Genomic DNA, 17,842 nt, shown 5'->3' with positions numbered 1-17,842 from the left:
GAGACGATCGGATCGGATGTCCTACTGATGACGCCTCACATCTGGAGGCGTGCGATGGTGGACAGATATCGAATGAGCGACCGGGCGACGGCAACGACCTCGCTGGACACGCTCTTCGTCGACGACTTCGGCGGCAGTACCATCAATCTTCAGCTATGGGACGTGATCGACGGCGGGCTGCCCGCGATCGTCGCGAACACGGTCGTTGCTTCGCTGCAGGATGTGCCGGTGGCGAAAACCAGCCAGGCCAAGATCGGCTCGGGCATCACGGGCATGTCGGACTCCGTCGCCAGCTCGGCATTGACCGTCAACATGGGCACCACGCTCGGCGCCGAGCGCTGGTATCTCTCGCGGGACACGTTCATCGGCAAGGAGGATATCCTTGTCGTGATCGCCAAGTCGCAGGCGCTGACGGCGAACTCGATCTTTGTCGGACTGGTCGAGGTAGATCCTACAACCCTTATCCCACTGCTCAATCCGAACTTCGCGGCCGACGGCAATGGATCCAGCGAATTTACAAATCGCGGTGGTGTCGAGTTCGGCGCGTCGACCACGACCACGTTCTATGCGGCGCAGGCGATCGGAGACAGCAGCAATACTGTTGCCCAGTCGCAGGGCGGCGTAGCTGGAGCGTCTTGGTCCACAGCGCAGGAATGTCTGATCGAGATCGATTCCCGCGATATCACCGCATCTACCGCGACCGTGGACAGCATATCCGCGAAGGCCTCCGGCGGCTGCCGAGTGTCGTCGCAGTGTCCAAATGACAAGAAGCTCTATAAGCTGGTGATGCGCTTCAAGAACCCGACCGCGCCGGGGTCCGCTACGACGGTTTCCGTACAGCGCGTGCTCGTGGTCAACAACTATGAGCAGCGGGTTCAGATATCGACTGGCGAGGGCGACCAGATCGCGAGCAAAGGCGTCCCCGTCAACGTCGTCAGTTCGGCCTCGGTGTCCGTTACGAACGCACAGAACGTGCAGTCTGGTCACAAGCTTGTTTCGGCCGCCAGTACGAATGCGACCCTGGTAAAGACCGGAAACACCATCCTATGGGGCGGTCTGGTCACCAATGTGTCTGCATCGGTGAAGTACATCAAGTTCTACAACAAGGCGACGGCCCCTGTGATCGGCACCGACGTCCCGGTGCTAGTTGTCGCCATACCAGCGGGTCAGGTCGTCTCGTTGCTCGATCTTGTGGGTGCGTGGGCTGGGTTTAAGGCAGTGCTCGGCCTAGGCTATGGCCTCACCGGAGGTTCGGCAGACAGTGACACTGCCGCTGTTGCCGCCGGCGATGTAATCGTCAGCATCGTCTATCAGTAGAGAGGGAGACCGATAGTGGCCGTCTTTCAACTCCTGCTAAAGGGCACCCCTCAGGTGGAGCCCAATTCGAACCCAGCCGCGACATGGTTCTTCGACGACGGCCGGCCGGAGCAGCCCGGGGACGACGGCTTTACGACCGAATCCGTACGCGCCTATGTCGCCGCTCAGGGCAAACTCGCCGACGGCTTCAACTACGTCGGTCAGAGTCCGGAGCCACCGGCGGCCTGATCGGGCTCACTCGATCCCGCTCTCGAGCCTTGCCAAAGCCCTCGCCTTGCCGAGGGCTTCTTCTTGCGTGAGCACATCCTCGCGCAGCCGGCGGGCCGGAATATCGTCCCAGTAGAAGTACTGACTAGGCCGGCCGTTGGCGAACCGCACTTCGAAACTTCCGCACTTCGGGATCACTTCGTGTCTAACGATGCGGATCAGCTTTGACTGCCTCATTTCAATATACCCTGTGCACGGGCGCTCTGTGACGTTGCAGATTCTTGTGCTCGCAACTACGTTCGTCGACCCAAGTCTTGCACCTTGAGGAGATTTGCCATGGCAGATGACGATCGGAAACCCGTCCAACCACCGCCGCAGCCGAGGCAGCCGCCGCCGGACACGGACAATCGCAAAACCGGCGTTCCACCTTACCGGACGAAGTAAACTACCGGGTCCACCAGCCTGCCGCCGCGACTGCACCCAGCAACAAAGGTGCGGCCGCGGCACAGTACTTTGCCCACTGAAGCCAGTTGCCCAGCCGGTAGTTGAGATTTGTATTTTGCTTCTCCTTCGGGCCGAGTTCTTTGAGATAGGTGACATACACCTCTTCGCTGGTCACCCCTTCCTCGTGCGCCCATAGCCAGAAGTCGGGTTTCCGACCAGGCAGTCCGATGTCTGCGCCGATCATCACCTTCAGGCAGAAGAACGATCCGATCGCGAGAGGGCAGGCAAAGCCGACTAGCGCCCAGCCTACGAAGGGCGGGAAGGTGGCAGATGCCGAATACAGGATGGTCGCAGCGGCGGAACCTGCAGCTCCGGCCAATGCGACGTAGAGCTGAAGCAGCCCCATCGCCTGGCGATCGGAAACCATGATCAGCTCGACGACCGCCGCATGTCGTCGGCGCGCATCGTCCACCGCAAACTTAAGGGCATCCAGGTCCAAAGCCATGCTCTAGGGTCCTTCTCGTCTTCCAGCCCCCCAACAGGGGCGGTTTTCGGTCGGATGAGGCCGCCCGGCTGCCCAAAGGCGCTCTTGACGGCGCATCCGGCCTGGGAAGGCCCTGCGGCGGGCCGCAGACCGTTTCAATTTCCGTTTAAATAACTTTCCCGGCGTCAGACACCGGCCAATGCCCGAAACGCATGGACGGGCTTCCCTGCGAATGTCCGGCTCAAGCTAGGACCTGGTCCGGGTACAGGGAACGGCGGCCAGCGCCTTGTCGACCCCCGTGAGATCGAAATCATAGAACAGATTCGGCGACCGCGCAGGCTGCAGCTCGACGCGGAGCCGGCGCGCGCCGCGGAGGTCGTCAGGGTCGGCCCATTGCTCCATTCCGGTACCGTGGGCGTTCACCGGCATGAAGCGGGCCTCAGGCTCCTGCTCGTCGACCCGGAACCGCAGGCCCATGCGGCCGCGCGTGAACACAGCCGACGTTTCGATCGCCAAGATCAGTCCACCGACCAGCCGGTCTTCGAGGCAGCTGATGACCAGGCGCGCCGTGACGCCGTGGTCCGGCCGCGCAGCGGGAAGGCTGGCCGTCTTTCTATCCTTGTCGGTGAGACGATCCCTCTGCGACGTCACGGTCCAGTCCGCTCGCGCCGGCATCGCGCTTGCGATCAGCAGCGAACAGACCAGAAGCGATGGTCTCATGTGCCGCGCCTCCCTGCGGCCTTGCGCTTGGAAGCGGCGATGCTGCGGACATGACGCGGCTCGATGGTGGCGATGATCTCGCTGGCCCAGACGATGCCGACGCCGAGGATCGGACGCGTCGAACCGTTGAAGCTGAGGAGGTTGTACAGGTTCGGCTTCGGCCCCGGCATGATCCGCTTCAGATAGCGGTGACCATCTGAAGTCCGCACGGCCGCGAACTCGCCGACCAAGTGCTGGGTCGCACGGGTCTGGTTGCGATAGACGACGATGACCGCGCCGGGCTCGTACTTCGGCAACATCGAATCGCCCAGCACCCGGAAGCCGATCACATCCTCGGCGCCGAGCGCGAACGGCAGCTCGACCTGGTCGAAGCCGTCGGGCGGCGCCTGCTCGTAGTCCGGCTCGATCCGCGCGCCGGCGCCGATGTCGCCCATGATCGGAATGACGCTGCGGTCGCGCCGCTCCTCCTCGATTAGGCCCGACTCACGCCCAAGCTCCAGGATACGGTCGCGGGTCTGGCCGCGCGGCTCCACGCCGGCAATCCAGCGCGAGACGTTGTTCTGCTTGGTGCCGACCGCTTCGGCCAGATCCTCCTGGGTCCATTGCCGGACGGCCAGAAGTGACTGAATCAAATCACTGATCTTCATGTCCTGAATATACATATCTGTATATTCCGGTTTCCAATCCATCCCGGGATTCCGTTGTTGCTTTTTTATCCTTTTATGGATATCCATAAATGGATGAACCCCATTGAGCACATACGGCGCCAGGTCTTCGGCGTCACCCAGGTCGAGATGGCCAAGATCGCCGGCGTACGCCAGGCGACCATCTCGCGATGGGAGGCGGGGCTCACCGATCCTTCTCTCAAGCATCTCAAGCGCATCCGTGCGGAGGCGCGCAAGCGCCGTCTCGCCTGGGATGATCGCCTGCTGCTCGGCGAAGGGAGCCGCGCCGCATGAACCGCTCCCCCTCAACATTCCCGCGCTCGCTGCATCACCGGCTCCATCACGCTCACACCGTCGCCGGTACTTTCTCGATCGGCAGTCAGGCCGTCGACTCAGAAAGCGCGCCGAAATCTGAAGTCACCTCCCACCGGGCACATTCCGGCCTTTTGTTCCGCGTTGCCGCCGCCCCGCAACCTGCGAGCGCCGCGTCATGACCTGGCTTCCCTCGACCACCCGACTCACCGTCGATCTCCTCGCCGTCGATCGCTTCTGCCTCACGGTGCGCGACCGCGCCGACGGATGCGAGCACACGATCGCTCATGGCGACGATATCGCGATCGGCGCCAATGAAGCCGGCGACGGCTACACGCTGATCATGCCGCGCACCCTGGCCATCCTGCATGGGGTCGCCAATGCGTGACCTCATCATCCGCTCCGGCATCGCCGCGCTCGTGCTGATCACGGCCTCAGTCGTGGTGCTCGGCTCGATCCATCACCAGCCGGCCGGGCCGCGCATCGTGCGCGCGGCTCCCACCGTCGACGTCGCGAGGATCGCCCCTTGAGCAGGCGCCGCGCCACCGAGCCGACAACGACACCGGCCGCCGTCGTCGAGCGCTTCGACGCCGAGCGCGTGCGCGCCACGCGCACGTCGGTCCGCATCGCGCAGGCGATGACGGAGGCAATCAAGGATTGCGGCAAGTCGCGCGACGAGATCGCCGAGGCGATGTCGCAGGTGCTCGGCGAACGCGTCACGGTGGAGGTTCTCTATCAGTATTCATCGCCCGCCAACGAACGCAACAACATCCCGGCGCATCGCCTGATGGCCCTGGTCGCGGTCACCGGCGACGTCCGCATCCTCAACGCAGCGCTTCAGGACACCGGCTTCATCGCGCTCGACCAGCGCTTCGAGCCGCTGATCCGTCGCGAGATCGCGAAGGAGCGCATGGAGCAGCTCCGCCAGGAAATGGAAACCGCAGACGCAGAGTGGAGGGCCACGAAGTGACGATCAGGTTCGAAGAACTGAGTGTGCGCGAGCAGCTCGCGCTCAACGATGCGGTCAGCAACGGCCCGCTGCAGCAGAGCCAGCTCGGCTTCCAGGGGAAGATCCTGCACGCCCGCGTCATCATCGCCGCGCTCCTCTGCAAGGGCTTGGTCATTGTCGAAGGCGACGCGAACGCCGCTGCGGTGCCGAGCGACCTCGGCAGGCAAATCATCTCCGACCGGCTTGCCGAGATCCACCGGGCGGCGACGGCCCCCTTCGCCGACCCGGCGCACTGAAGGCACAAGGGGGGCATCGGGAAGTGAAGACGTATCTGTCAGCCGCGGAGATCGCGAGCGAGAGACTGCCGGGCCTCCCGGCCGCGGAGCGCGCCATCAAGCGCGCCGCGGCCAAGGGCGGCTGGCAGGCTCGCCCGCGCCAGGGCCGCGGCGGCGGATTGGAATACGCGCTGGACTCGCTGCCGGCGGAGGCGCGCGCCGCCTATGTCGGTCGCCACATCGAGGCGGTCGAGATCCCCGCGTCGATGGCGCGTGAGGCCGCGGCCGAGCCGGAGGCGGTCCACGTCAGCGGCAGCGCGGCGAATGCGCGCGATGCGCGCCTGGCGCTGCTCGGCCAGGCCGAGCGCCTCGGCCGCGATGCCGGCATCGGCCAGAAGCGCGCCGATCGCCATCTCTGCGATCTCTACAATGCCGGCACCCTCGACATCGCGCCGTGGATCCGCGGCGAGGTCAAGCACCTCACGCCGCGCACGCTCGCGCGCTGGCGCGCCGCCGCCAAGGCCGGCAACAAGTCGAAGCTCGCCGTCGACCGCTCGGCGGCGCGCCGCGGCACAGGCGTGCTCGACCGCGCCAATGACGGCAAGATCCGCGTCCACATCCTGGCGCTGGTCGCCAAGCAGCCGCAGCTCACCGCGCACCACATCCGCGCGCTCGTCGCCGACGCCTTCCCGGTGGTCGAGGTCGCCGGCCAGGCGATCGAGCTGCCGCCGATCCGGACGTTTCAAGCGGCGTTGAAGAGCTGGCGCGCGAGCTACCGCGTCGAGATCGAATCGATCCGCAATCCCGACGGCTTCAAGTCGACGATGCGCTTTGCCGCCCGCGTCGCCAATCCGGCGTCGCGCCTCAACGAGGTCTGGCAGATCGACGCGTCGCCGGCCGACGTGCTGCTCACCGACGGCCGCCACACGATCTATGCCTGCGTCGACATCCATTCGCGGCGCATGGTCGGCCTGGTGTCGAAGACGCCGCGCGCCTCCGCCGTCGGGCTCCTCATCCGCAAGGCGATGCTCGCCTGGGGCGTGCCCGAGCGCATCAAGACCGACAACGGGTCCGACTTCATCGCGCACACCACGCGGCGCCTGTTCGCCGCGCTCGGCGTTGAGCACGAGACGTCGGCACCCTTCAGCCCCGAACAGAAGGGCCACGTCGAGCGCGCGATCGGCACCTTGCAGCGCGGCCTGATGCGCACGCTGCAGGGCTTCATCGGCCACAGCGTCGCTGACCGCAAGGTGATCGAGGGCCGCAAGGCGTTCTCAGCGCGACTCGGCGAAACGCCCGAGGACATGTTCGAGGTGTCGCTGACGGCGCCCGAGCTGCAGGCGCGGCTCGACGCCTGGTGCAGCGACGTCTACGGCAACGCGCCGCATGCCGGCCTCAAGGGCCAGACGCCGTTCGCCGTCGCTGCGATGGCCGCCGGCGGCGTCCGCCGGATCGAGGATGTCCGCGCTCTCGACATGCTGCTGGCCCCGGTCGCCGGCAAGGACGGCTTGCGCACCGTCACGAAGACCGGCCTCCGCATCGACGGCGCCCACTACATTGGCGGCTTCATGGATGTCGGCGAAACCGTGCTGGTGCGCATGGACCAGGCCGACATGGGCCGCGCCTACGTCTTCAGCGCTGACGGCGAGACGTATCTCGGCGAGGCCATCGCGCCGGAGCTCGCCGGCATCGATCCGGCCGAGGCGATTGCCCGGGCCCGGGCCGAACAGAAGCGGCTGATCAACGAGCGCATGGACGACGTCAAGCGCGAGGCCCGCCGCATCAAGGCGAAGGATTTTGCGGGCGCCATCCACCGCCAGGCGCTCACTGATGCCGGCAAGCTGATCGAGTTTCCCAAGCCCGTCACCGCGCACGCGACGCCGGCGCTGTCGGCGGCGCGCGCCGCGCACGAGAGCGACACCGGCACGCACTCGGCCGAGATCGCAGCGCTCGCCGAGCAGCTGCGCGCCGAGACCCAAACACAGACAAACACGGCGGTCGCGAAGGACGCGCGGGTCCGCGCGCTCCGCCCGGCGGAGACCGCCCATCAGCGCTGGAATAAGGCGCGCGCCATCGATGCGCGCCTGCGCGCCGGAGAGTTTGTCGAGCCGGACGATCTCGTCTGGCTCGGCGGGTATCGCGAAGGTCACGAGTACCGCGGCTTCCTCGCCACCTATGGCGAGCCCGCAGCGGAGGACGAGTCTCGCGCAAGTAGCTGAACGATCAAATCACTCAACGAAAGGTCAGGACCCTCTCATGAGCAAGCAAACACCCACCATCATGCAAGGCCCGGTCGCACTGAAGAACGTCGCGGCCTTCATGGCGATGACGACGCGGCTGATCGAGCGCTCGCCGCATCTCCCGGGCTTCGGCGTCTGTCACGGCCCCTCTGGTTTCGGCAAGACCTATGCGTCGATCTTCGCGCAGAACCGCGTGAAGGCCGCGCGCATCGAGGTCGGCGACAGCTGGACTCGCCGCACGCTGCTTCACCGCGTGCTCCAGGAGTTCGGCGAGCGAGCCCGCGACCGGACGCCGATCGCCGACCTGGCCGAGATGGCACGCAACGCGCTAGCGGTCGACCCGAGCCGCCCGCTGATCGTCGACGAAGCCGACAAGCTGATCGACAAGGGGATGATCGAGATCCTGCGCGAGCTGCAGGAAGAGTCGACCGCACCCGTCATCCTGATCGGCGAGGAGAAGCTGCCGACCAAGCTGCTCGCGGTCGAGCGCATGCACAACCGCGTGCTGCATTGGTTTTCCGCCGAGCCCTGCGATCTCGACGACACCCGCGTGCTGGCAAGCGCCTTCGCTCCGCGCGTGGAGATCAAGGACGATCTGCTCGACACCATCCGCCTGCGCTCCGGCGGACGCGCCAGGCGCATCGTCGTCAATCTCGACCACGCCGCGGTGGTGGCGCGCAACAACGGCTACAAGACGCTCGACCTCAAGCTCTGGGGCTCCGAGGAGTTTTTTACCGGCGAGCCGCCGACGCCGCGCCACGTCGAGGCCTATCCGCGCCGCGCATCGGTCAAGGCGGTGGCCTGACCATGGGAATGTTTCACCACGAGGCGAAGCTGGACGTCCGTGTTCCGAAGGGGAACGACGGCTTCTGGCAGATCATGAACTACCTGCAGACGCGCGACGGCGAATTCACCGTCGGCGACGTCGACGAGCTGACCTGCTCCTGCGTCCAGAACGTCAGCAAATATCTCAAGGGATTGCTGAACGCCGGGATCGCCGAGCAGTGCGGCGAACGGCCGGCGACGATGAAGGGCCAGTTTGCGTCGCCGCTCTACCGGCTGGTCAAGACACCGGTGCTGGCGCCGCGCGTGCGCGACGACGGCAGCCTGATCCCGCCGACCGCTCAGGAATGCACCTGGAACGCGATCCGCACGATGAAGCAGTTCACCGTGCAGGAGCTGATCTTCGCGGCGACCACCGACCAGGTCAGGCCGAAGCGGCGCGCGACGGCGCGCTACGTGCTGCTGCTGGAGCGCGCCGGCTACCTGGTGCGCGTCGGCAAGGGCCAGCCGCATCGGTACCGGCTCAAGCCCGACATGAACACCGGCCCGCAGCCGCCGAGCTGCAAGCTGTTCGACGTCCGCGTGGTCTGGGACCCGAACGTCAAGAAGTTCTTCGGCGAGACTCCGGAAGCCCAGGAGGCCACGCCGTGATCGCGAAGACGCAGAGCTACCTCGACAAGGCCAGGCAGGCCTGGGGCGAGCCACTCCCGAACTGGGTCCAGGCGCTTGCCGAAGAGGCCGACCGCACCAGCGGACAGAAGATTGCTGTCCGGCTCGGCTATTCGAACGCGACGATCAGCTACGTGATCGCCAACAAGTACTCGGGTGACGTCGAGGGCGTCGCCGAGAAGGTTCGCGGCGTGCTGCTCGGCGCCAAGGTCATGTGTCCGGTGTTCGGCGAGATGGACCGCGACTACTGCCTCGACCAGCAGAAGATGGGCAACACCGGCGCGTCATCGGTGCGCGCGCGGCTGTATCGCCACTGCCGCGGCCTCGGCGGCGTCCCGAAGTGCCCGAACTCACGCATTCCGGAGGGACAGCGATGAGCGACGTCTCGAACGAGCTGCTCCGCCTGTACGACCAGTACGACGCCTGGATCAACGGCCGCATCGTCTTCACCGTCGCGGAGGCGTTGGAGTTCAAGCGCGCGTTCCGCAAGGCCATTGCCCAGGTCGGCCTGCTGGAGATCGGGTTAGGCAGCGCCACCATGGACGCGATGGTCGCGGCGAGCGAGCCCGGCAGCAACGTCGTGATGCTGTCGATGCGCCGCATCGACGGCATCGTCCAGCGCGCCATGAGCGAGGGAGAGCCGGCATGACCGCTCACTCGCAGAAGCTGCCGAGCTTCGCCGACCAGGTGCTCGCGGCCGATCCGCTCGCCACAGCAGCGCGGATCGAGAAGCAGGGCGCGCGCGCCGCCATCGCGGCCTCGACGGTCGAGATCGTCGCGATGGCGCTGCTGCTGGTGAGGCTCAAGGCCATCACCGACCTCACCTACGACATGTTCAAGGCCGCCGACCGCACGGACGGCGTGGCGCAGGACGAACTCCTGCGCGAGACCCGCCTGAAGATTTCCGTCGTCGGCGCTTCGCTCGAAGCGCTCGGCTACGGCGACGTCCCCCAGCAGCAAGAGGAGTACTAGACCATGGTGAAGGGTAAAGCCGCGGCCGTGAACGTGCGCGTGCCGCAGACGAAGGAAGAAGCCGCGGCGATGATCGCCGAGTACGGCGCCGCGATCCGCGAGATCTCGATGATCGAGCTGGCGATGCTCGAATCGCTTGCGAAGGTCAAGAAGCAGGCCGAGCTGGACTCCGAACAGCACAGCAAGAAGGCGGTGGAGCTGTTCAAGGGCCTGCAGATCTATTGCGAGGCGAACCGCCAGGCGCTGCTCGGCAACACCGGCCTCAAGACCGCCGATCTCGGCACCGGCAAGGTGTCGTGGCGGCACAAGCCGGCCAAGGTCACCTTGAGCGGCGACGCCGACGAGATCGTCGAGCGCATCTACGCCAAGGCGCAGGCCGCGCTGAACCGCGACGATGCGGTCGCCGCGTTGAGCTACAAGGCGTTCATCCGGACGTCCGCGACGGTCGACAAGGAGAACATGCTGAAGAACGCCGACCTCGCGCGCACGATCGAGGGCGTGCGCATCGGCAGCAGCGGCGAACAGTTCGAGATCGAGCCGTTCGGCGCCAATGCCGAGATCTCGGAGGCGGCGGAATGAACAACGCTGCAGCCCACCGCCTCGGCCTCACGCCGCGCCAGCACGCCTGCTACCAGGCCATTGCCGAGCACATCGCGAACCACGGCATTGCGCCGACCTACGACCAGCTCTGCGCGACGCTTGGCGTTACCTCGCGCGGGGCCATTTCAAACCTCGTTCAAGAGCTGCGCCAGCGCGGCTGGATCACCTATGTCACCGGAAGCCGCAGCTCGATCCAGCTGCTGCCGGAGCCCGGCCGCTACGAGCTGCCTGCCGAGCTGCAGGCGAGGCTGCTGGCGTTCTGTACCGCGCACGATGACGATCCGGCCGGGGTTGTCGCCGACGCCGTGACGCTCTTTCTCGACGGCGCCGGAGGCATCGTCGCGTCATGACCGGGACCTCGGCAGGCTGGACTCCGGAGCGCCGCGCCAGGCAGGCGGCGCTGATGACGCGCCAGAACAACGACGCGTCATTCCAGGCCAAGCGGAATCGCGCGGCCTGGTCGGAGGATCGCAAGGCGCAGAAGCGCGCCCAGATGCTGAGGCAGAACGCCGACCCGGCGTTCCGGGCCCGCAACCTCGACGGCATCAGCCGCCGCCGGCCGCGCGGCGACATCGAGATCCCCGCGCACACCCATCCCATCGTGCGCGGGTTCTTCGCCGAGATGCGCGAGCAGCAAGCCTCGATGCAACGTGTCGCGCGCCAGGCCGGCATCGCGGCTGACACCATCTCCGGCTGGCGCAAGCACATGCCGATGCTCGACCTCATCGAAGCCGCGCTCGGCTCGCTGGATCTCGAGTTGGTGATCGTGCCGCGCGGATCGCGCGACACGAACGGGTTTCTTCAACGACGCGTGAAAGGACAGGACCGATGAAGCTTTCGACCGAACCCGCGACCACGTCCATGATCTCGACCATTCACGTCCTCAAGACGAAGGCCGCGCTGGACGACGACACCTATCGCGACCTGCTGGCGCGCGAGACCGGCAAGCGCTCGGCCAAGGAATTGACCGTGCGCGAGGCCGGCCGCGTCATCGACCAGCTGCGCACCGCTGCCGGCGAGCCGGGCCCGGCGGGCGCCGTGTCCGGACTCGACGGCCCGATCGGCACCAAGCTGCGCGCGCTGTGGATCGCCGGCTGGAATCTCGGCATCGTGCGCGACCGCACCGACAAGGCGATGCTGTCCTATCTGCAGCGCCAGACCGGCGTCTCGCACGTTCGCTTCCTGAACATCGCCGGCGCCGGCAGTGCGGCGATCGAGGGGCTGAAGTCGTGGCTTGCGCGCGACGGCGGCGTGGAGTGGCCGCTGCAGGGCGACGACGTCATCGCGGCGAAGCGCGCCGTGCTCGACGCGCAATGGCGCAAGCTGATCGAGCTCGGCGCCGTCAAGCCGATCGGCCAGGCCGTCGATCCCATGCTCGATCTCGAAGCCTATGCGACGCGCGTCGCGCGCTGCAACCGCTGGGAGTCGCTGCGCAGCGAGGACTACGACCAGGTCCAGAAGTCGCTCGGCCACAAGCTGCGCAACGCGCTGGCGAAGATTCCGTCCACCGACGTCAACCAGGAGCACTAGCAAATGGCCTTCGTGAAGCACGTCAACCAGCGGTCCCGCAGCACACTGCCGGCCCGGGTTAGCTTGAGTGGCAATGGCAAGGCCGTGCTGCCCTGCCTGAGGATCACGTTCAGGGCGTCATTCGCAGCCGAAGCCCAGATCAACGCAAAGGACCGCTTCGATCTGCTGTGCGGAACGGATGAGGATCTCGGCGTGGTCCGCTTGCAGCGCGATCCCGACGGAGCCTGTGCGCCACGGTTGTCGAAAGTCGGCGCCAGCTTCCGCTTCACTCACGTCGAGCAGTTTGGAACGGTGCTACACGCCGCCGAGAAATGCGCCGCCGAATTGCTGTCCGGCAACATCATCGAGATCACGCTGCCGTCATGGGCCGCAGAGCTGAAGGAGTAGCGCCGATGGCAACCGTCAGCGAAGCAGCTCTCGTCCGCGCGCGGCGAGAGTCCGGCTGGACCAGCCATCGTCTCAGCATCGTCCAGGAGCTCTACAATTCCGGCAAGACCGCCGCGCAGATCGCCTGCCTGATCGGCGGCGTCACCCGCAACGCCGTCATCGGCAAGATCCATCGCACCGTCGAGAAGCAGCCGAGCTTCGTCGATGCGAACCGGCGGACGCCGCCGCGGACCAGCAACGGCGCCCGGCCGGCGCTGAGCACGCGGCCCGAACCGAAGCTGCGCTTGCGGCCGCCGGCGCCACTGGAGAAGCCGCGCCCGATCGCGCCCGAGCCGATCATCGACCAGACGATCCCGAGCGAGCAACGCAAGACGCTCGTCGAGCTGACCAACCGCTGCTGCAAATGGCCGGTCGGAGATCCCGGCACGCCCGGCTTTTTCTTTTGCGGCGCGGCCAAGCCCGACAACGGCCGTCCGTACTGTCCGGCGCATGAGCTGCGCGCCAAGGGCGCTCCGCCGCGACAAGCGTTCCGGGCGCCGCTGCGCGGGCCGCGTGCCATCAACTTCTTGTCCTGACCGGGAGCGCATCCATGATCAAGTTCTGGCTGATCGCACTCGCCGCTGTCATGTCGCTCGTGGCGCTCCGATACGAACCCGCACCGATCTGCCGTCTCGGCGATCGACCTGGTCCGGCGATCGGCGCTGTCATCAAGATCGGCGGCTGCTCATGAGCCGCCGCCGCCTGCGAGTCTGTGACCACGCGCTGCTGCGCTTCGTCGAGCGCGTCGGCGGCCTCGACGTCGAGGCGTTGCGAAGGAGCCTTGAAGGCTCGTTGAACCGTTGCGACCTGGCCGCGGCCAGGCTGCACGCCGAGGAGATGGTCATCATCGCCGACGGCTTGAAATACATCGTCGTCAAGAACGTCGTCGTCACCGTGCTCTCGCCCAAGATGAAGCCGAAGCGTCAGAGGCAGCGGCGATGAAGTCCAAGCTGCCGGCCGTGCTGCAGGAGATCGCCGACGTCGCGGGTGAAGCCGCGGCGCTGAAGATCGCCGCGCAGCACGGCGGGCGGCGTGTCTACTTCCCCTCGGCGGACCGCCTGGTCGCTGTCGATGGTGAGCACTATTGGCTGATCGATTGCGTCGGCCATGAGCTGGCGCGCAAGATCTGCAAGCATTTCGAGGTCGACGGCCGCGGCCAGCGCATCGAGATCCCGCTGCATGTCGGCGGGACCTATCGCCAGTTCGTGCGCCAGATCGCGGAGCGCCTCCATCAGCTGGAGGACGAAGGCAAGTCCTCGACCGAGATCGCGCGAGCGCTCGGCCTGACGCAGCGCACCGTGCATCGACATCGCTCCCGGCACCGTGGGCACAAGAACAAGAACCAGGGCAGCCTGTTTTGACATTTGCGTCGGCTGTGCCACATTCGAGTTCTTCCCTTTCCATCATCACCAAGCAAGTCCTGACACCTGTCAGGGTCGTGAATTTCGAGCAATTACGGGATTGTCGCCTGACCCCGTGTCAGGAGCCTCCCGTTGAAAGCGAACTTCGCGAAGTGCATGCCGAAGATCCTCGCCTATGAGGGCGGCTGGTCGAACCATCCGCGCGATCCCGGCGGCGTCACCCTCGAAGGCATCATCCAGCGCGTCTATGACGGTTGGCGCGACCGCCACGGCAAGCCGCGCCGGCCACTGAAGCCGGAGATGCGCAACACGGCCGAATGGAAGCGCGAGCGCGACGAGATCTTCCGCGCGCAGTATTGGGATGCGGTGAAGGGCGACGAGCTGCCGGCCGGCGTCGACCTGGTCGTGTTCGACGGCGCCGTGAACTCCGGGCCGTATCAGTCGATCAAATGGCTGCAGCGCGCCCTTGGCGTCGAGGCCGACGGTCACCTCGGCGAGACGACGCTGGCCGCGCTCCAGCACCATCCGGACCACGACAAGCTGATCGCAGGAATCTGCGCGCGGCGGCTCGGCATGCTTCAGCAGCTCTCGACCTGGGACGCGTTCGGCAAGGGCTGGGCGCGGCGCGTGGCGAACGTCAAGGCGATCGGCCAGGCCTGGGCCACCGGCTCGGTCGGACCGGCTCCCGTGGCCGCGCACGAGGACCAGGGCGATGCCAAGGCCTACGCCAGCGACGTCGCGCAGCCCGCGGTCGACTCCGCCGATGCGATCAAGGGCGGCGTTGGCTCCGGCGCGATCGGCGCCACTCTGAACAGCGTCAAGGAGCAGATCGAACCGATCGCGCAGAGCGCCGACTGGATCATGCATCTCTACACCGCGATCACGGTGCTCTGCGTCGTCGCGAGCGTCGCGGCCGTGGTCTATTCGCTGTGGTCGAGCATGAAGGCCAAGAAGGCGCGCCGCGCGATCGACGGCGAGATCCTCGCGGCCGTACCTGAGGGCCAGCCCGCATGAGCCCCGCGCAATGGCTGCTCAGTCTGGTCGACCTGATCAACGGCTTCACGGCCGAGCTGTTCTGGCAGCTCATCACCTCGACGCCGGTGCTCGTCGCGCTCGCCGCGGTCGCCGTCGCGAGTTTCGCCATTGCGCACCTGCCGTTCGTGGACCGCATCTCGCCGACGCTTGCCGCTGCAGGCAAGGCGGCGTCGATCGTCTGCATCCTCGCCTTCGCCGCGCTGCTCTATCTGATCGGTGCGAAGAGCGCGGACAACCGCGCCGAGCTGCGGCGCGTCAAGAACGACCTGGCCTGGACGCAATTCCAGCTCGGGGCCCAGGAGCGCGCGGCGCGCGATGCCGAGGCGTTGAAGCAAAGTGCGGATGCGGCCGCATCCGAAGCAAGAGGCAAGCTCAGTGATTACCAGGCGAAGTTCGGCGACGATCCGAACGCTGCTTTGTGCCGTCCTCGCCCTGGCGTGGTCGAGTGGGTGCACAACCTCCAACGTCGGCCTCGCGACGATCCCGTCGCAGGCGCCCGCGCAACAGGGCGTGGCGTTGTCCCGCGACTGCGAGCAGCTGGCGAGAAACGTCGATGACCCCGCCATCAGCGAGTCGAGCGATCCCTGGCGCAGCATCGGCGAATACGCGGTCGCGCTCGGCGAGGCCAACGGCAACATCGACGCGACCCGCGAATGCCAGCGCCGGCAGCGCGAGCGTCTCAAGGGGAAGTGACCAGTGAACGTGACGCCTGAAGAACTGGCCCCGTGGGTCGCCATCGCCGTGTCGGCCGGATCGTTCTGCTACGCCTGGATGAACGGCCGATCCAAGAAGATGGATGAGGAAATTCAGGGCATCCGCAAATCGCACAAGGACGATCACGAGGCCACGACGATCCGTCTCGCTGCGACGAAGGCGGAGATCGACAGCCTCAAGGATCGCCTGACGCGGGTCGAGGCCGACATGGCGCACCTGCCGGACAAGGACGTCACCCACCGTCTCGAAATGGCGCTCGGCGCCATGCAGGCGGAGATGCGCGAGCTGAACGCGAAGGTCCGGCCGATCTCCGCGATGGCCGATCGGATTCAGGAAGTCATGGTCGAGAAGGTGATGAGCTGATGGCGCGAGACATCATTCGGGAAGATGCGCGGCTGATCGTCCTGCGCGAGCTGCACGCCCAGCCGGACTACCGGCTCAACGACAACCTGCTGCAGCAGACGTTGGAGCTGTTCGGCATCGCCAAGTCGCGCGACTGGGTGCGCGAGGAGCTGAACTATCTGGAGAACGTCGGCGCGATCACCAAGACGATCGTCGGTACCGTCGTCGTGGCGCATCTCACGCCGAAGGGCGTCGAGCATGTCGAGCGCCGGCTGGTGATCGAGGGCGTCAAGCGTCCGAGTCCTCCCGAGCGGTGATGACCGATGGCGGGACATCCCAAGGCGCGCCGCGGCCGGCTGTCGGAAATCGACAAGCTGCCGGACTGGGCGGATGAAGCGAAGGTCTGGGCATTCGAGCAGCTGAAGGAGCGCAAGCTCTCGCAGCTCGAAATCCTCGACGGCTTCAACGCGCGTTTGAAGGCCGCTTCACTGGCTGAGGATGCGACCGCCGAACCGCCGGAGATTTCGCGTTCGGCATTCAATCGGACCGCGATGAAGATCGCGATCCTCGGACGCCGGCTCGAGGAAACACGCGAGATCGCCGCGGTGATCGCGCCGAAGCTGGACGAGGCCGGCGACAACTCGCTGACCTTGATGGTCGCGGAGACGCTGAAGACGCTGATCGCCGAGATGCTCGGCAATGCGGGCGAGCTGCGCGCCGACGGCGACACCGCCGAAATGCTGATGCTGACGTCGCGCGCGCTGAAGCACGCCGAGGAGGCGAAGCGGATCTCGGCGGACGGCCGGCGCAAGATCGAAGCGGAGCTGCAGAACAAGGCGGCGAAGGCCGTCGACGCCGTGGCGAAGGCGTCGGGCCTGTCGGCGGAAACCGTCGAGGCCATCAAGGCGCGCATCCTCGGGATAGAGGGCCGGCCCCATGGGTGAGAACGCGCGCGGTGCCGTCATCCTCATCCTGTGGGTGGTCTTCGCGGTCATCGGCGCCGCGTCGTCGATCAACTACGTCGTTCAGCATGTCTTCCTTGTCAGGACGGAGAAGTGCAATGAGCCACGCGTGCCCGGTCCAGAACTGCAGCAGCCAGGTGGCAAGCCACCTCTACATGTGCCCGCGTCACTGGCGCATGGTGCCGAAGCCCCTGCAGACGGCGGTCTATGAGAGCTACCAGAAGGACGGCCGGGTCAGCGTCAACCATCGCGAGGCCGTGCGCGTCGTCGAGGCGGCGGAGGCCGGCCGCAGCGCGATCAAGCTACCGCCGGGCACGCGCGCGCTCACGATCTATCAGCCCTGGGCGTCGCTGATCATGATCGGAGCCAAGCCCTACGAATTCAGGCGCTGGGATTTCAGCCTGCTGCCGGCGCTGGCGAAGCTGGTCGGCCAGCGCATCGTCATCCATGCCAGCGTGCGCCGTCCGTCGTTGGACGAGTTAAACGATATCCTCGACCGGATCGAGCAGGGCGAGAGCGCGCTCAAGGCCGATCTTGCGGAGCCACTGGTAAGACAAATGAGTGCTGCCGTCGGCGCCAAGGTCGCCGACCTGCACATGGCGCCGCTCGGAGTTGCGCTCGGCACCGCAGTCATTGGCCAGCCACGGCGCGTCGTCGACATCTTCAAGGGCGCTGTCGCCGATTCCGATCGGCTCGACGAGCATATGTTCGGCTGGCCGCTCGCCAGCATCGAGCCGTTTCCCCAGCCGGTCCCCGCGGCCGGCGCGCAAGGTTTTTGGAGTTGGTCGTGAGCACGACACAACGGCCGCCCGTCTGCGACGACTGCGCGCCGACC

General features: G+C 66.3%; 33 protein-coding genes. 29 read left to right on the top strand and 4 right to left on the bottom strand.

The window, feature by feature from the left end; translation table 11 throughout:
* Window positions 1-72: 72 nt before the first annotated feature.
* Together ACQR1L_RS08945 and ACQR1L_RS08940 are read left to right on the top strand one after the other, a co-directional pair.
* On the top strand, window positions 73-1,317 hold the full coding sequence (locus ACQR1L_RS08945; protein ID WP_434857585.1) for a hypothetical protein: 1,245 nt from the start codon (window positions 73-75) through the stop codon (window positions 1,315-1,317).
* A 15-nt stretch (window positions 1,318-1,332) separates the two neighbouring features.
* Complete coding sequence (locus ACQR1L_RS08940) at window positions 1,333-1,545, top strand: hypothetical protein (RefSeq protein ID WP_434857584.1); 213 nt, start codon at window positions 1,333-1,335, stop codon at window positions 1,543-1,545.
* A 6-nt stretch (window positions 1,546-1,551) separates the two neighbouring features.
* On the opposite strand, the gene ACQR1L_RS08935 is transcribed toward ACQR1L_RS08940, so the two are convergent.
* The 4 genes from ACQR1L_RS08935 to ACQR1L_RS08920 form a co-directional block, all read right to left on the bottom strand.
* The gene (locus ACQR1L_RS08935) at window positions 1,552-1,761 is read right to left on the bottom strand and encodes a hypothetical protein (RefSeq protein ID WP_434857583.1); all 210 of its coding nucleotides are present in this window, start codon (window positions 1,759-1,761) and stop codon (window positions 1,552-1,554) included.
* A 208-nt stretch (window positions 1,762-1,969) separates the two neighbouring features.
* Window positions 1,970-2,473 carry a hypothetical protein gene (locus ACQR1L_RS08930; RefSeq protein ID WP_434857582.1) on the bottom strand — a complete coding sequence of 168 codons (504 nt, stop codon included), beginning with the start codon at window positions 2,471-2,473 and terminating at the stop codon, window positions 1,970-1,972.
* Between the two features lie 225 nt (window positions 2,474-2,698).
* Window positions 2,699-3,172, bottom strand: a complete 474-nt coding sequence (locus ACQR1L_RS08925) for a hypothetical protein (protein WP_434857581.1) — start codon at window positions 3,170-3,172, stop codon at window positions 2,699-2,701.
* The gene (locus ACQR1L_RS08920; protein ID WP_434857580.1) at window positions 3,169-3,804 is read right to left on the bottom strand and encodes a LexA family transcriptional regulator; all 636 of its coding nucleotides are present in this window, start codon (window positions 3,802-3,804) and stop codon (window positions 3,169-3,171) included. Before ACQR1L_RS08920 ends, ACQR1L_RS08925 begins: the two co-directional genes overlap by 4 nt.
* Before the next feature lie 72 nt (window positions 3,805-3,876).
* Between ACQR1L_RS08920 and ACQR1L_RS08915 the strand changes: the two genes are divergently transcribed.
* The 27 genes from ACQR1L_RS08915 (at window position 3,877) to ACQR1L_RS08785 (ending at window position 17,798) form a co-directional block, all read left to right on the top strand.
* Entirely contained in the window at window positions 3,877-4,131 is a 255-nt protein-coding gene (locus ACQR1L_RS08915; RefSeq protein WP_434857579.1) for a helix-turn-helix domain-containing protein, read from the top strand.
* Window positions 4,132-4,327: 196 nt separating this feature from the next.
* Complete coding sequence (locus ACQR1L_RS08910; protein ID WP_434857578.1) at window positions 4,328-4,537, top strand: hypothetical protein; 210 nt, start codon at window positions 4,328-4,330, stop codon at window positions 4,535-4,537.
* Window positions 4,530-4,679, top strand: a complete 150-nt coding sequence (locus ACQR1L_RS08905) for a hypothetical protein (RefSeq protein WP_434857577.1) — start codon at window positions 4,530-4,532, stop codon at window positions 4,677-4,679. Before ACQR1L_RS08910 ends, ACQR1L_RS08905 begins: the two co-directional genes overlap by 8 nt.
* Window positions 4,676-5,119: a hypothetical protein gene (locus ACQR1L_RS08900; protein WP_434857576.1), complete on the top strand. Its 444-nt coding sequence runs from the start codon at window positions 4,676-4,678 to the stop codon at window positions 5,117-5,119. Before ACQR1L_RS08905 ends, ACQR1L_RS08900 begins: the two co-directional genes overlap by 4 nt.
* On the top strand, window positions 5,116-5,394 hold the full coding sequence (locus ACQR1L_RS08895) for a hypothetical protein (protein WP_434857575.1): 279 nt from the start codon (window positions 5,116-5,118) through the stop codon (window positions 5,392-5,394). The genes ACQR1L_RS08900 and ACQR1L_RS08895 overlap by 4 nt, the downstream gene beginning before the upstream one ends.
* Window positions 5,395-5,417: 23 nt before the next feature.
* Window positions 5,418-7,592 (top strand): DNA-binding protein, encoded by a 2,175-nt coding sequence (locus tag ACQR1L_RS08890; RefSeq protein ID WP_434857574.1) that lies wholly within the window; start codon window positions 5,418-5,420, stop codon window positions 7,590-7,592.
* 37 nt (window positions 7,593-7,629) lie between these two features.
* Window positions 7,630-8,418: an AAA family ATPase gene (locus ACQR1L_RS08885; RefSeq protein WP_434857573.1), complete on the top strand. Its 789-nt coding sequence runs from the start codon at window positions 7,630-7,632 to the stop codon at window positions 8,416-8,418.
* Between the two features lie 2 nt (window positions 8,419-8,420).
* Window positions 8,421-9,047: a hypothetical protein gene (locus ACQR1L_RS08880; protein ID WP_434857572.1), complete on the top strand. Its 627-nt coding sequence runs from the start codon at window positions 8,421-8,423 to the stop codon at window positions 9,045-9,047.
* Complete coding sequence (locus ACQR1L_RS08875) at window positions 9,044-9,442, top strand: transcriptional regulator (RefSeq protein ID WP_434857571.1); 399 nt, start codon at window positions 9,044-9,046, stop codon at window positions 9,440-9,442. The genes ACQR1L_RS08880 and ACQR1L_RS08875 overlap by 4 nt, the downstream gene beginning before the upstream one ends.
* Entirely contained in the window at window positions 9,439-9,714 is a 276-nt protein-coding gene (locus ACQR1L_RS08870) for a hypothetical protein (protein WP_434857570.1), read from the top strand. The genes ACQR1L_RS08875 and ACQR1L_RS08870 overlap by 4 nt, the downstream gene beginning before the upstream one ends.
* Window positions 9,711-10,037 (top strand): hypothetical protein, encoded by a 327-nt coding sequence (locus ACQR1L_RS08865; RefSeq protein ID WP_434857569.1) that lies wholly within the window; start codon window positions 9,711-9,713, stop codon window positions 10,035-10,037. The genes ACQR1L_RS08870 and ACQR1L_RS08865 overlap by 4 nt, the downstream gene beginning before the upstream one ends.
* A gap of 3 nt (window positions 10,038-10,040) precedes the next feature.
* On the top strand, window positions 10,041-10,616 hold the full coding sequence (locus tag ACQR1L_RS08860) for a host-nuclease inhibitor Gam family protein (protein WP_434857568.1): 576 nt from the start codon (window positions 10,041-10,043) through the stop codon (window positions 10,614-10,616).
* The gene (locus ACQR1L_RS08855) at window positions 10,613-10,987 is read left to right on the top strand and encodes a LexA family protein (protein ID WP_434857567.1); all 375 of its coding nucleotides are present in this window, start codon (window positions 10,613-10,615) and stop codon (window positions 10,985-10,987) included. The genes ACQR1L_RS08860 and ACQR1L_RS08855 overlap by 4 nt, the downstream gene beginning before the upstream one ends.
* Window positions 10,984-11,469 carry a hypothetical protein gene (locus ACQR1L_RS08850; protein WP_434857566.1) on the top strand — a complete coding sequence of 162 codons (486 nt, stop codon included), beginning with the start codon at window positions 10,984-10,986 and terminating at the stop codon, window positions 11,467-11,469. Before ACQR1L_RS08855 ends, ACQR1L_RS08850 begins: the two co-directional genes overlap by 4 nt.
* A complete protein-coding gene (locus ACQR1L_RS08845; RefSeq protein ID WP_434857565.1) occupies window positions 11,466-12,167 on the top strand; it encodes a regulatory protein GemA in 702 nt (233 codons plus the stop codon). The genes ACQR1L_RS08850 and ACQR1L_RS08845 overlap by 4 nt, the downstream gene beginning before the upstream one ends.
* 3 nt (window positions 12,168-12,170) lie before the next feature.
* Window positions 12,171-12,554: a hypothetical protein gene (locus tag ACQR1L_RS08840; protein ID WP_434857564.1), complete on the top strand. Its 384-nt coding sequence runs from the start codon at window positions 12,171-12,173 to the stop codon at window positions 12,552-12,554.
* Between the two features lie 5 nt (window positions 12,555-12,559).
* Window positions 12,560-13,129 (top strand): GcrA family cell cycle regulator, encoded by a 570-nt coding sequence (locus tag ACQR1L_RS08835; protein WP_434857563.1) that lies wholly within the window; start codon window positions 12,560-12,562, stop codon window positions 13,127-13,129.
* A gap of 14 nt (window positions 13,130-13,143) precedes the next feature.
* Window positions 13,144-13,284: a hypothetical protein gene (locus tag ACQR1L_RS08830; RefSeq protein ID WP_434857562.1), complete on the top strand. Its 141-nt coding sequence runs from the start codon at window positions 13,144-13,146 to the stop codon at window positions 13,282-13,284.
* The gene (locus ACQR1L_RS08825) at window positions 13,281-13,535 is read left to right on the top strand and encodes a hypothetical protein (protein ID WP_434857561.1); all 255 of its coding nucleotides are present in this window, start codon (window positions 13,281-13,283) and stop codon (window positions 13,533-13,535) included. The genes ACQR1L_RS08830 and ACQR1L_RS08825 overlap by 4 nt, the downstream gene beginning before the upstream one ends.
* Window positions 13,532-13,954: a helix-turn-helix domain-containing protein gene (locus tag ACQR1L_RS08820; protein ID WP_434857815.1), complete on the top strand. Its 423-nt coding sequence runs from the start codon at window positions 13,532-13,534 to the stop codon at window positions 13,952-13,954. The genes ACQR1L_RS08825 and ACQR1L_RS08820 overlap by 4 nt, the downstream gene beginning before the upstream one ends.
* Window positions 13,955-14,086: 132 nt before the next feature.
* The gene (locus ACQR1L_RS08815; RefSeq protein ID WP_434857560.1) at window positions 14,087-14,968 is read left to right on the top strand and encodes a glycoside hydrolase family 108 protein; all 882 of its coding nucleotides are present in this window, start codon (window positions 14,087-14,089) and stop codon (window positions 14,966-14,968) included.
* Window positions 14,965-15,546, top strand: a complete 582-nt coding sequence (locus tag ACQR1L_RS08810; RefSeq protein WP_434857559.1) for a hypothetical protein — start codon at window positions 14,965-14,967, stop codon at window positions 15,544-15,546. The genes ACQR1L_RS08815 and ACQR1L_RS08810 overlap by 4 nt, the downstream gene beginning before the upstream one ends.
* Window positions 15,506-15,682, top strand: a complete 177-nt coding sequence (locus ACQR1L_RS08805) for a hypothetical protein (RefSeq protein WP_434857558.1) — start codon at window positions 15,506-15,508, stop codon at window positions 15,680-15,682. Before ACQR1L_RS08810 ends, ACQR1L_RS08805 begins: the two co-directional genes overlap by 41 nt.
* Before the next feature lie 3 nt (window positions 15,683-15,685).
* The gene (locus ACQR1L_RS08800; protein ID WP_434857557.1) at window positions 15,686-16,066 is read left to right on the top strand and encodes a DUF2730 family protein; all 381 of its coding nucleotides are present in this window, start codon (window positions 15,686-15,688) and stop codon (window positions 16,064-16,066) included.
* Complete coding sequence (locus tag ACQR1L_RS08795) at window positions 16,066-16,362, top strand: VpaChn25_0724 family phage protein (protein ID WP_434857556.1); 297 nt, start codon at window positions 16,066-16,068, stop codon at window positions 16,360-16,362. Before ACQR1L_RS08800 ends, ACQR1L_RS08795 begins: the two co-directional genes overlap by 1 nt.
* A 6-nt stretch (window positions 16,363-16,368) precedes the next feature.
* A complete protein-coding gene (locus ACQR1L_RS08790; RefSeq protein ID WP_434857555.1) occupies window positions 16,369-16,989 on the top strand; it encodes a phage protein Gp27 family protein in 621 nt (206 codons plus the stop codon).
* A gap of 116 nt (window positions 16,990-17,105) precedes the next feature.
* The gene (locus ACQR1L_RS08785) at window positions 17,106-17,798 is read left to right on the top strand and encodes a hypothetical protein (protein ID WP_434857554.1); all 693 of its coding nucleotides are present in this window, start codon (window positions 17,106-17,108) and stop codon (window positions 17,796-17,798) included.
* Window positions 17,799-17,842: the final 44 nt, after the last annotated feature.

The sequence above is a fragment of the Bradyrhizobium sp. HKCCYLR20261 genome, from assembly GCF_051168435.1.
Taxonomy (GTDB): domain Bacteria; phylum Pseudomonadota; class Alphaproteobacteria; order Rhizobiales; family Xanthobacteraceae; genus Bradyrhizobium.
The sequence above is the reverse complement of the archived record's forward strand: the minus strand, read 5'-3'. Positions and strand labels throughout refer to the sequence as shown.

Bases quoted from the DNA above. Each gene is read 5' to 3' on its own strand.
- ACQR1L_RS08945 (WP_434857585.1), top strand. From the start codon at position 73: ATGAGCGACCGGGCGACGGCAACGACCTCGCTGGACACGCTCTTCGTC.
- ACQR1L_RS08935 (WP_434857583.1), bottom strand. From the start codon at position 1,761: ATGAGGCAGTCAAAGCTGATCCGCATCGTTAGACACGAAGTGATCCCG.
- ACQR1L_RS08930 (WP_434857582.1), bottom strand. From the start codon at position 2,473: ATGGCTTTGGACCTGGATGCCCTTAAGTTTGCGGTGGACGATGCGCGC.
- ACQR1L_RS08925 (WP_434857581.1), bottom strand. From the start codon at position 3,172: ATGAGACCATCGCTTCTGGTCTGTTCGCTGCTGATCGCAAGCGCGATG.
- ACQR1L_RS08910 (WP_434857578.1), top strand. From the start codon at position 4,328: ATGACCTGGCTTCCCTCGACCACCCGACTCACCGTCGATCTCCTCGCC.
- ACQR1L_RS08905 (WP_434857577.1), top strand. From the start codon at position 4,530: ATGCGTGACCTCATCATCCGCTCCGGCATCGCCGCGCTCGTGCTGATC.
- ACQR1L_RS08885 (WP_434857573.1), top strand. From the start codon at position 7,630: ATGAGCAAGCAAACACCCACCATCATGCAAGGCCCGGTCGCACTGAAG.
- ACQR1L_RS08880 (WP_434857572.1), top strand. From the start codon at position 8,421: ATGGGAATGTTTCACCACGAGGCGAAGCTGGACGTCCGTGTTCCGAAG.
- ACQR1L_RS08870 (WP_434857570.1), top strand. From the start codon at position 9,439: ATGAGCGACGTCTCGAACGAGCTGCTCCGCCTGTACGACCAGTACGAC.
- ACQR1L_RS08865 (WP_434857569.1), top strand. From the start codon at position 9,711: ATGACCGCTCACTCGCAGAAGCTGCCGAGCTTCGCCGACCAGGTGCTC.
- ACQR1L_RS08860 (WP_434857568.1), top strand. From the start codon at position 10,041: ATGGTGAAGGGTAAAGCCGCGGCCGTGAACGTGCGCGTGCCGCAGACG.
- ACQR1L_RS08855 (WP_434857567.1), top strand. From the start codon at position 10,613: ATGAACAACGCTGCAGCCCACCGCCTCGGCCTCACGCCGCGCCAGCAC.
- ACQR1L_RS08850 (WP_434857566.1), top strand. From the start codon at position 10,984: ATGACCGGGACCTCGGCAGGCTGGACTCCGGAGCGCCGCGCCAGGCAG.
- ACQR1L_RS08845 (WP_434857565.1), top strand. From the start codon at position 11,466: ATGAAGCTTTCGACCGAACCCGCGACCACGTCCATGATCTCGACCATT.
- ACQR1L_RS08840 (WP_434857564.1), top strand. From the start codon at position 12,171: ATGGCCTTCGTGAAGCACGTCAACCAGCGGTCCCGCAGCACACTGCCG.
- ACQR1L_RS08835 (WP_434857563.1), top strand. From the start codon at position 12,560: ATGGCAACCGTCAGCGAAGCAGCTCTCGTCCGCGCGCGGCGAGAGTCC.
- ACQR1L_RS08830 (WP_434857562.1), top strand. From the start codon at position 13,144: ATGATCAAGTTCTGGCTGATCGCACTCGCCGCTGTCATGTCGCTCGTG.
- ACQR1L_RS08825 (WP_434857561.1), top strand. From the start codon at position 13,281: ATGAGCCGCCGCCGCCTGCGAGTCTGTGACCACGCGCTGCTGCGCTTC.
- ACQR1L_RS08820 (WP_434857815.1), top strand. From the start codon at position 13,532: ATGAAGTCCAAGCTGCCGGCCGTGCTGCAGGAGATCGCCGACGTCGCG.
- ACQR1L_RS08810 (WP_434857559.1), top strand. From the start codon at position 14,965: ATGAGCCCCGCGCAATGGCTGCTCAGTCTGGTCGACCTGATCAACGGC.
- ACQR1L_RS08795 (WP_434857556.1), top strand. From the start codon at position 16,066: ATGGCGCGAGACATCATTCGGGAAGATGCGCGGCTGATCGTCCTGCGC.
- ACQR1L_RS08790 (WP_434857555.1), top strand. From the start codon at position 16,369: ATGGCGGGACATCCCAAGGCGCGCCGCGGCCGGCTGTCGGAAATCGAC.
- ACQR1L_RS08785 (WP_434857554.1), top strand. From the start codon at position 17,106: ATGAGCCACGCGTGCCCGGTCCAGAACTGCAGCAGCCAGGTGGCAAGC.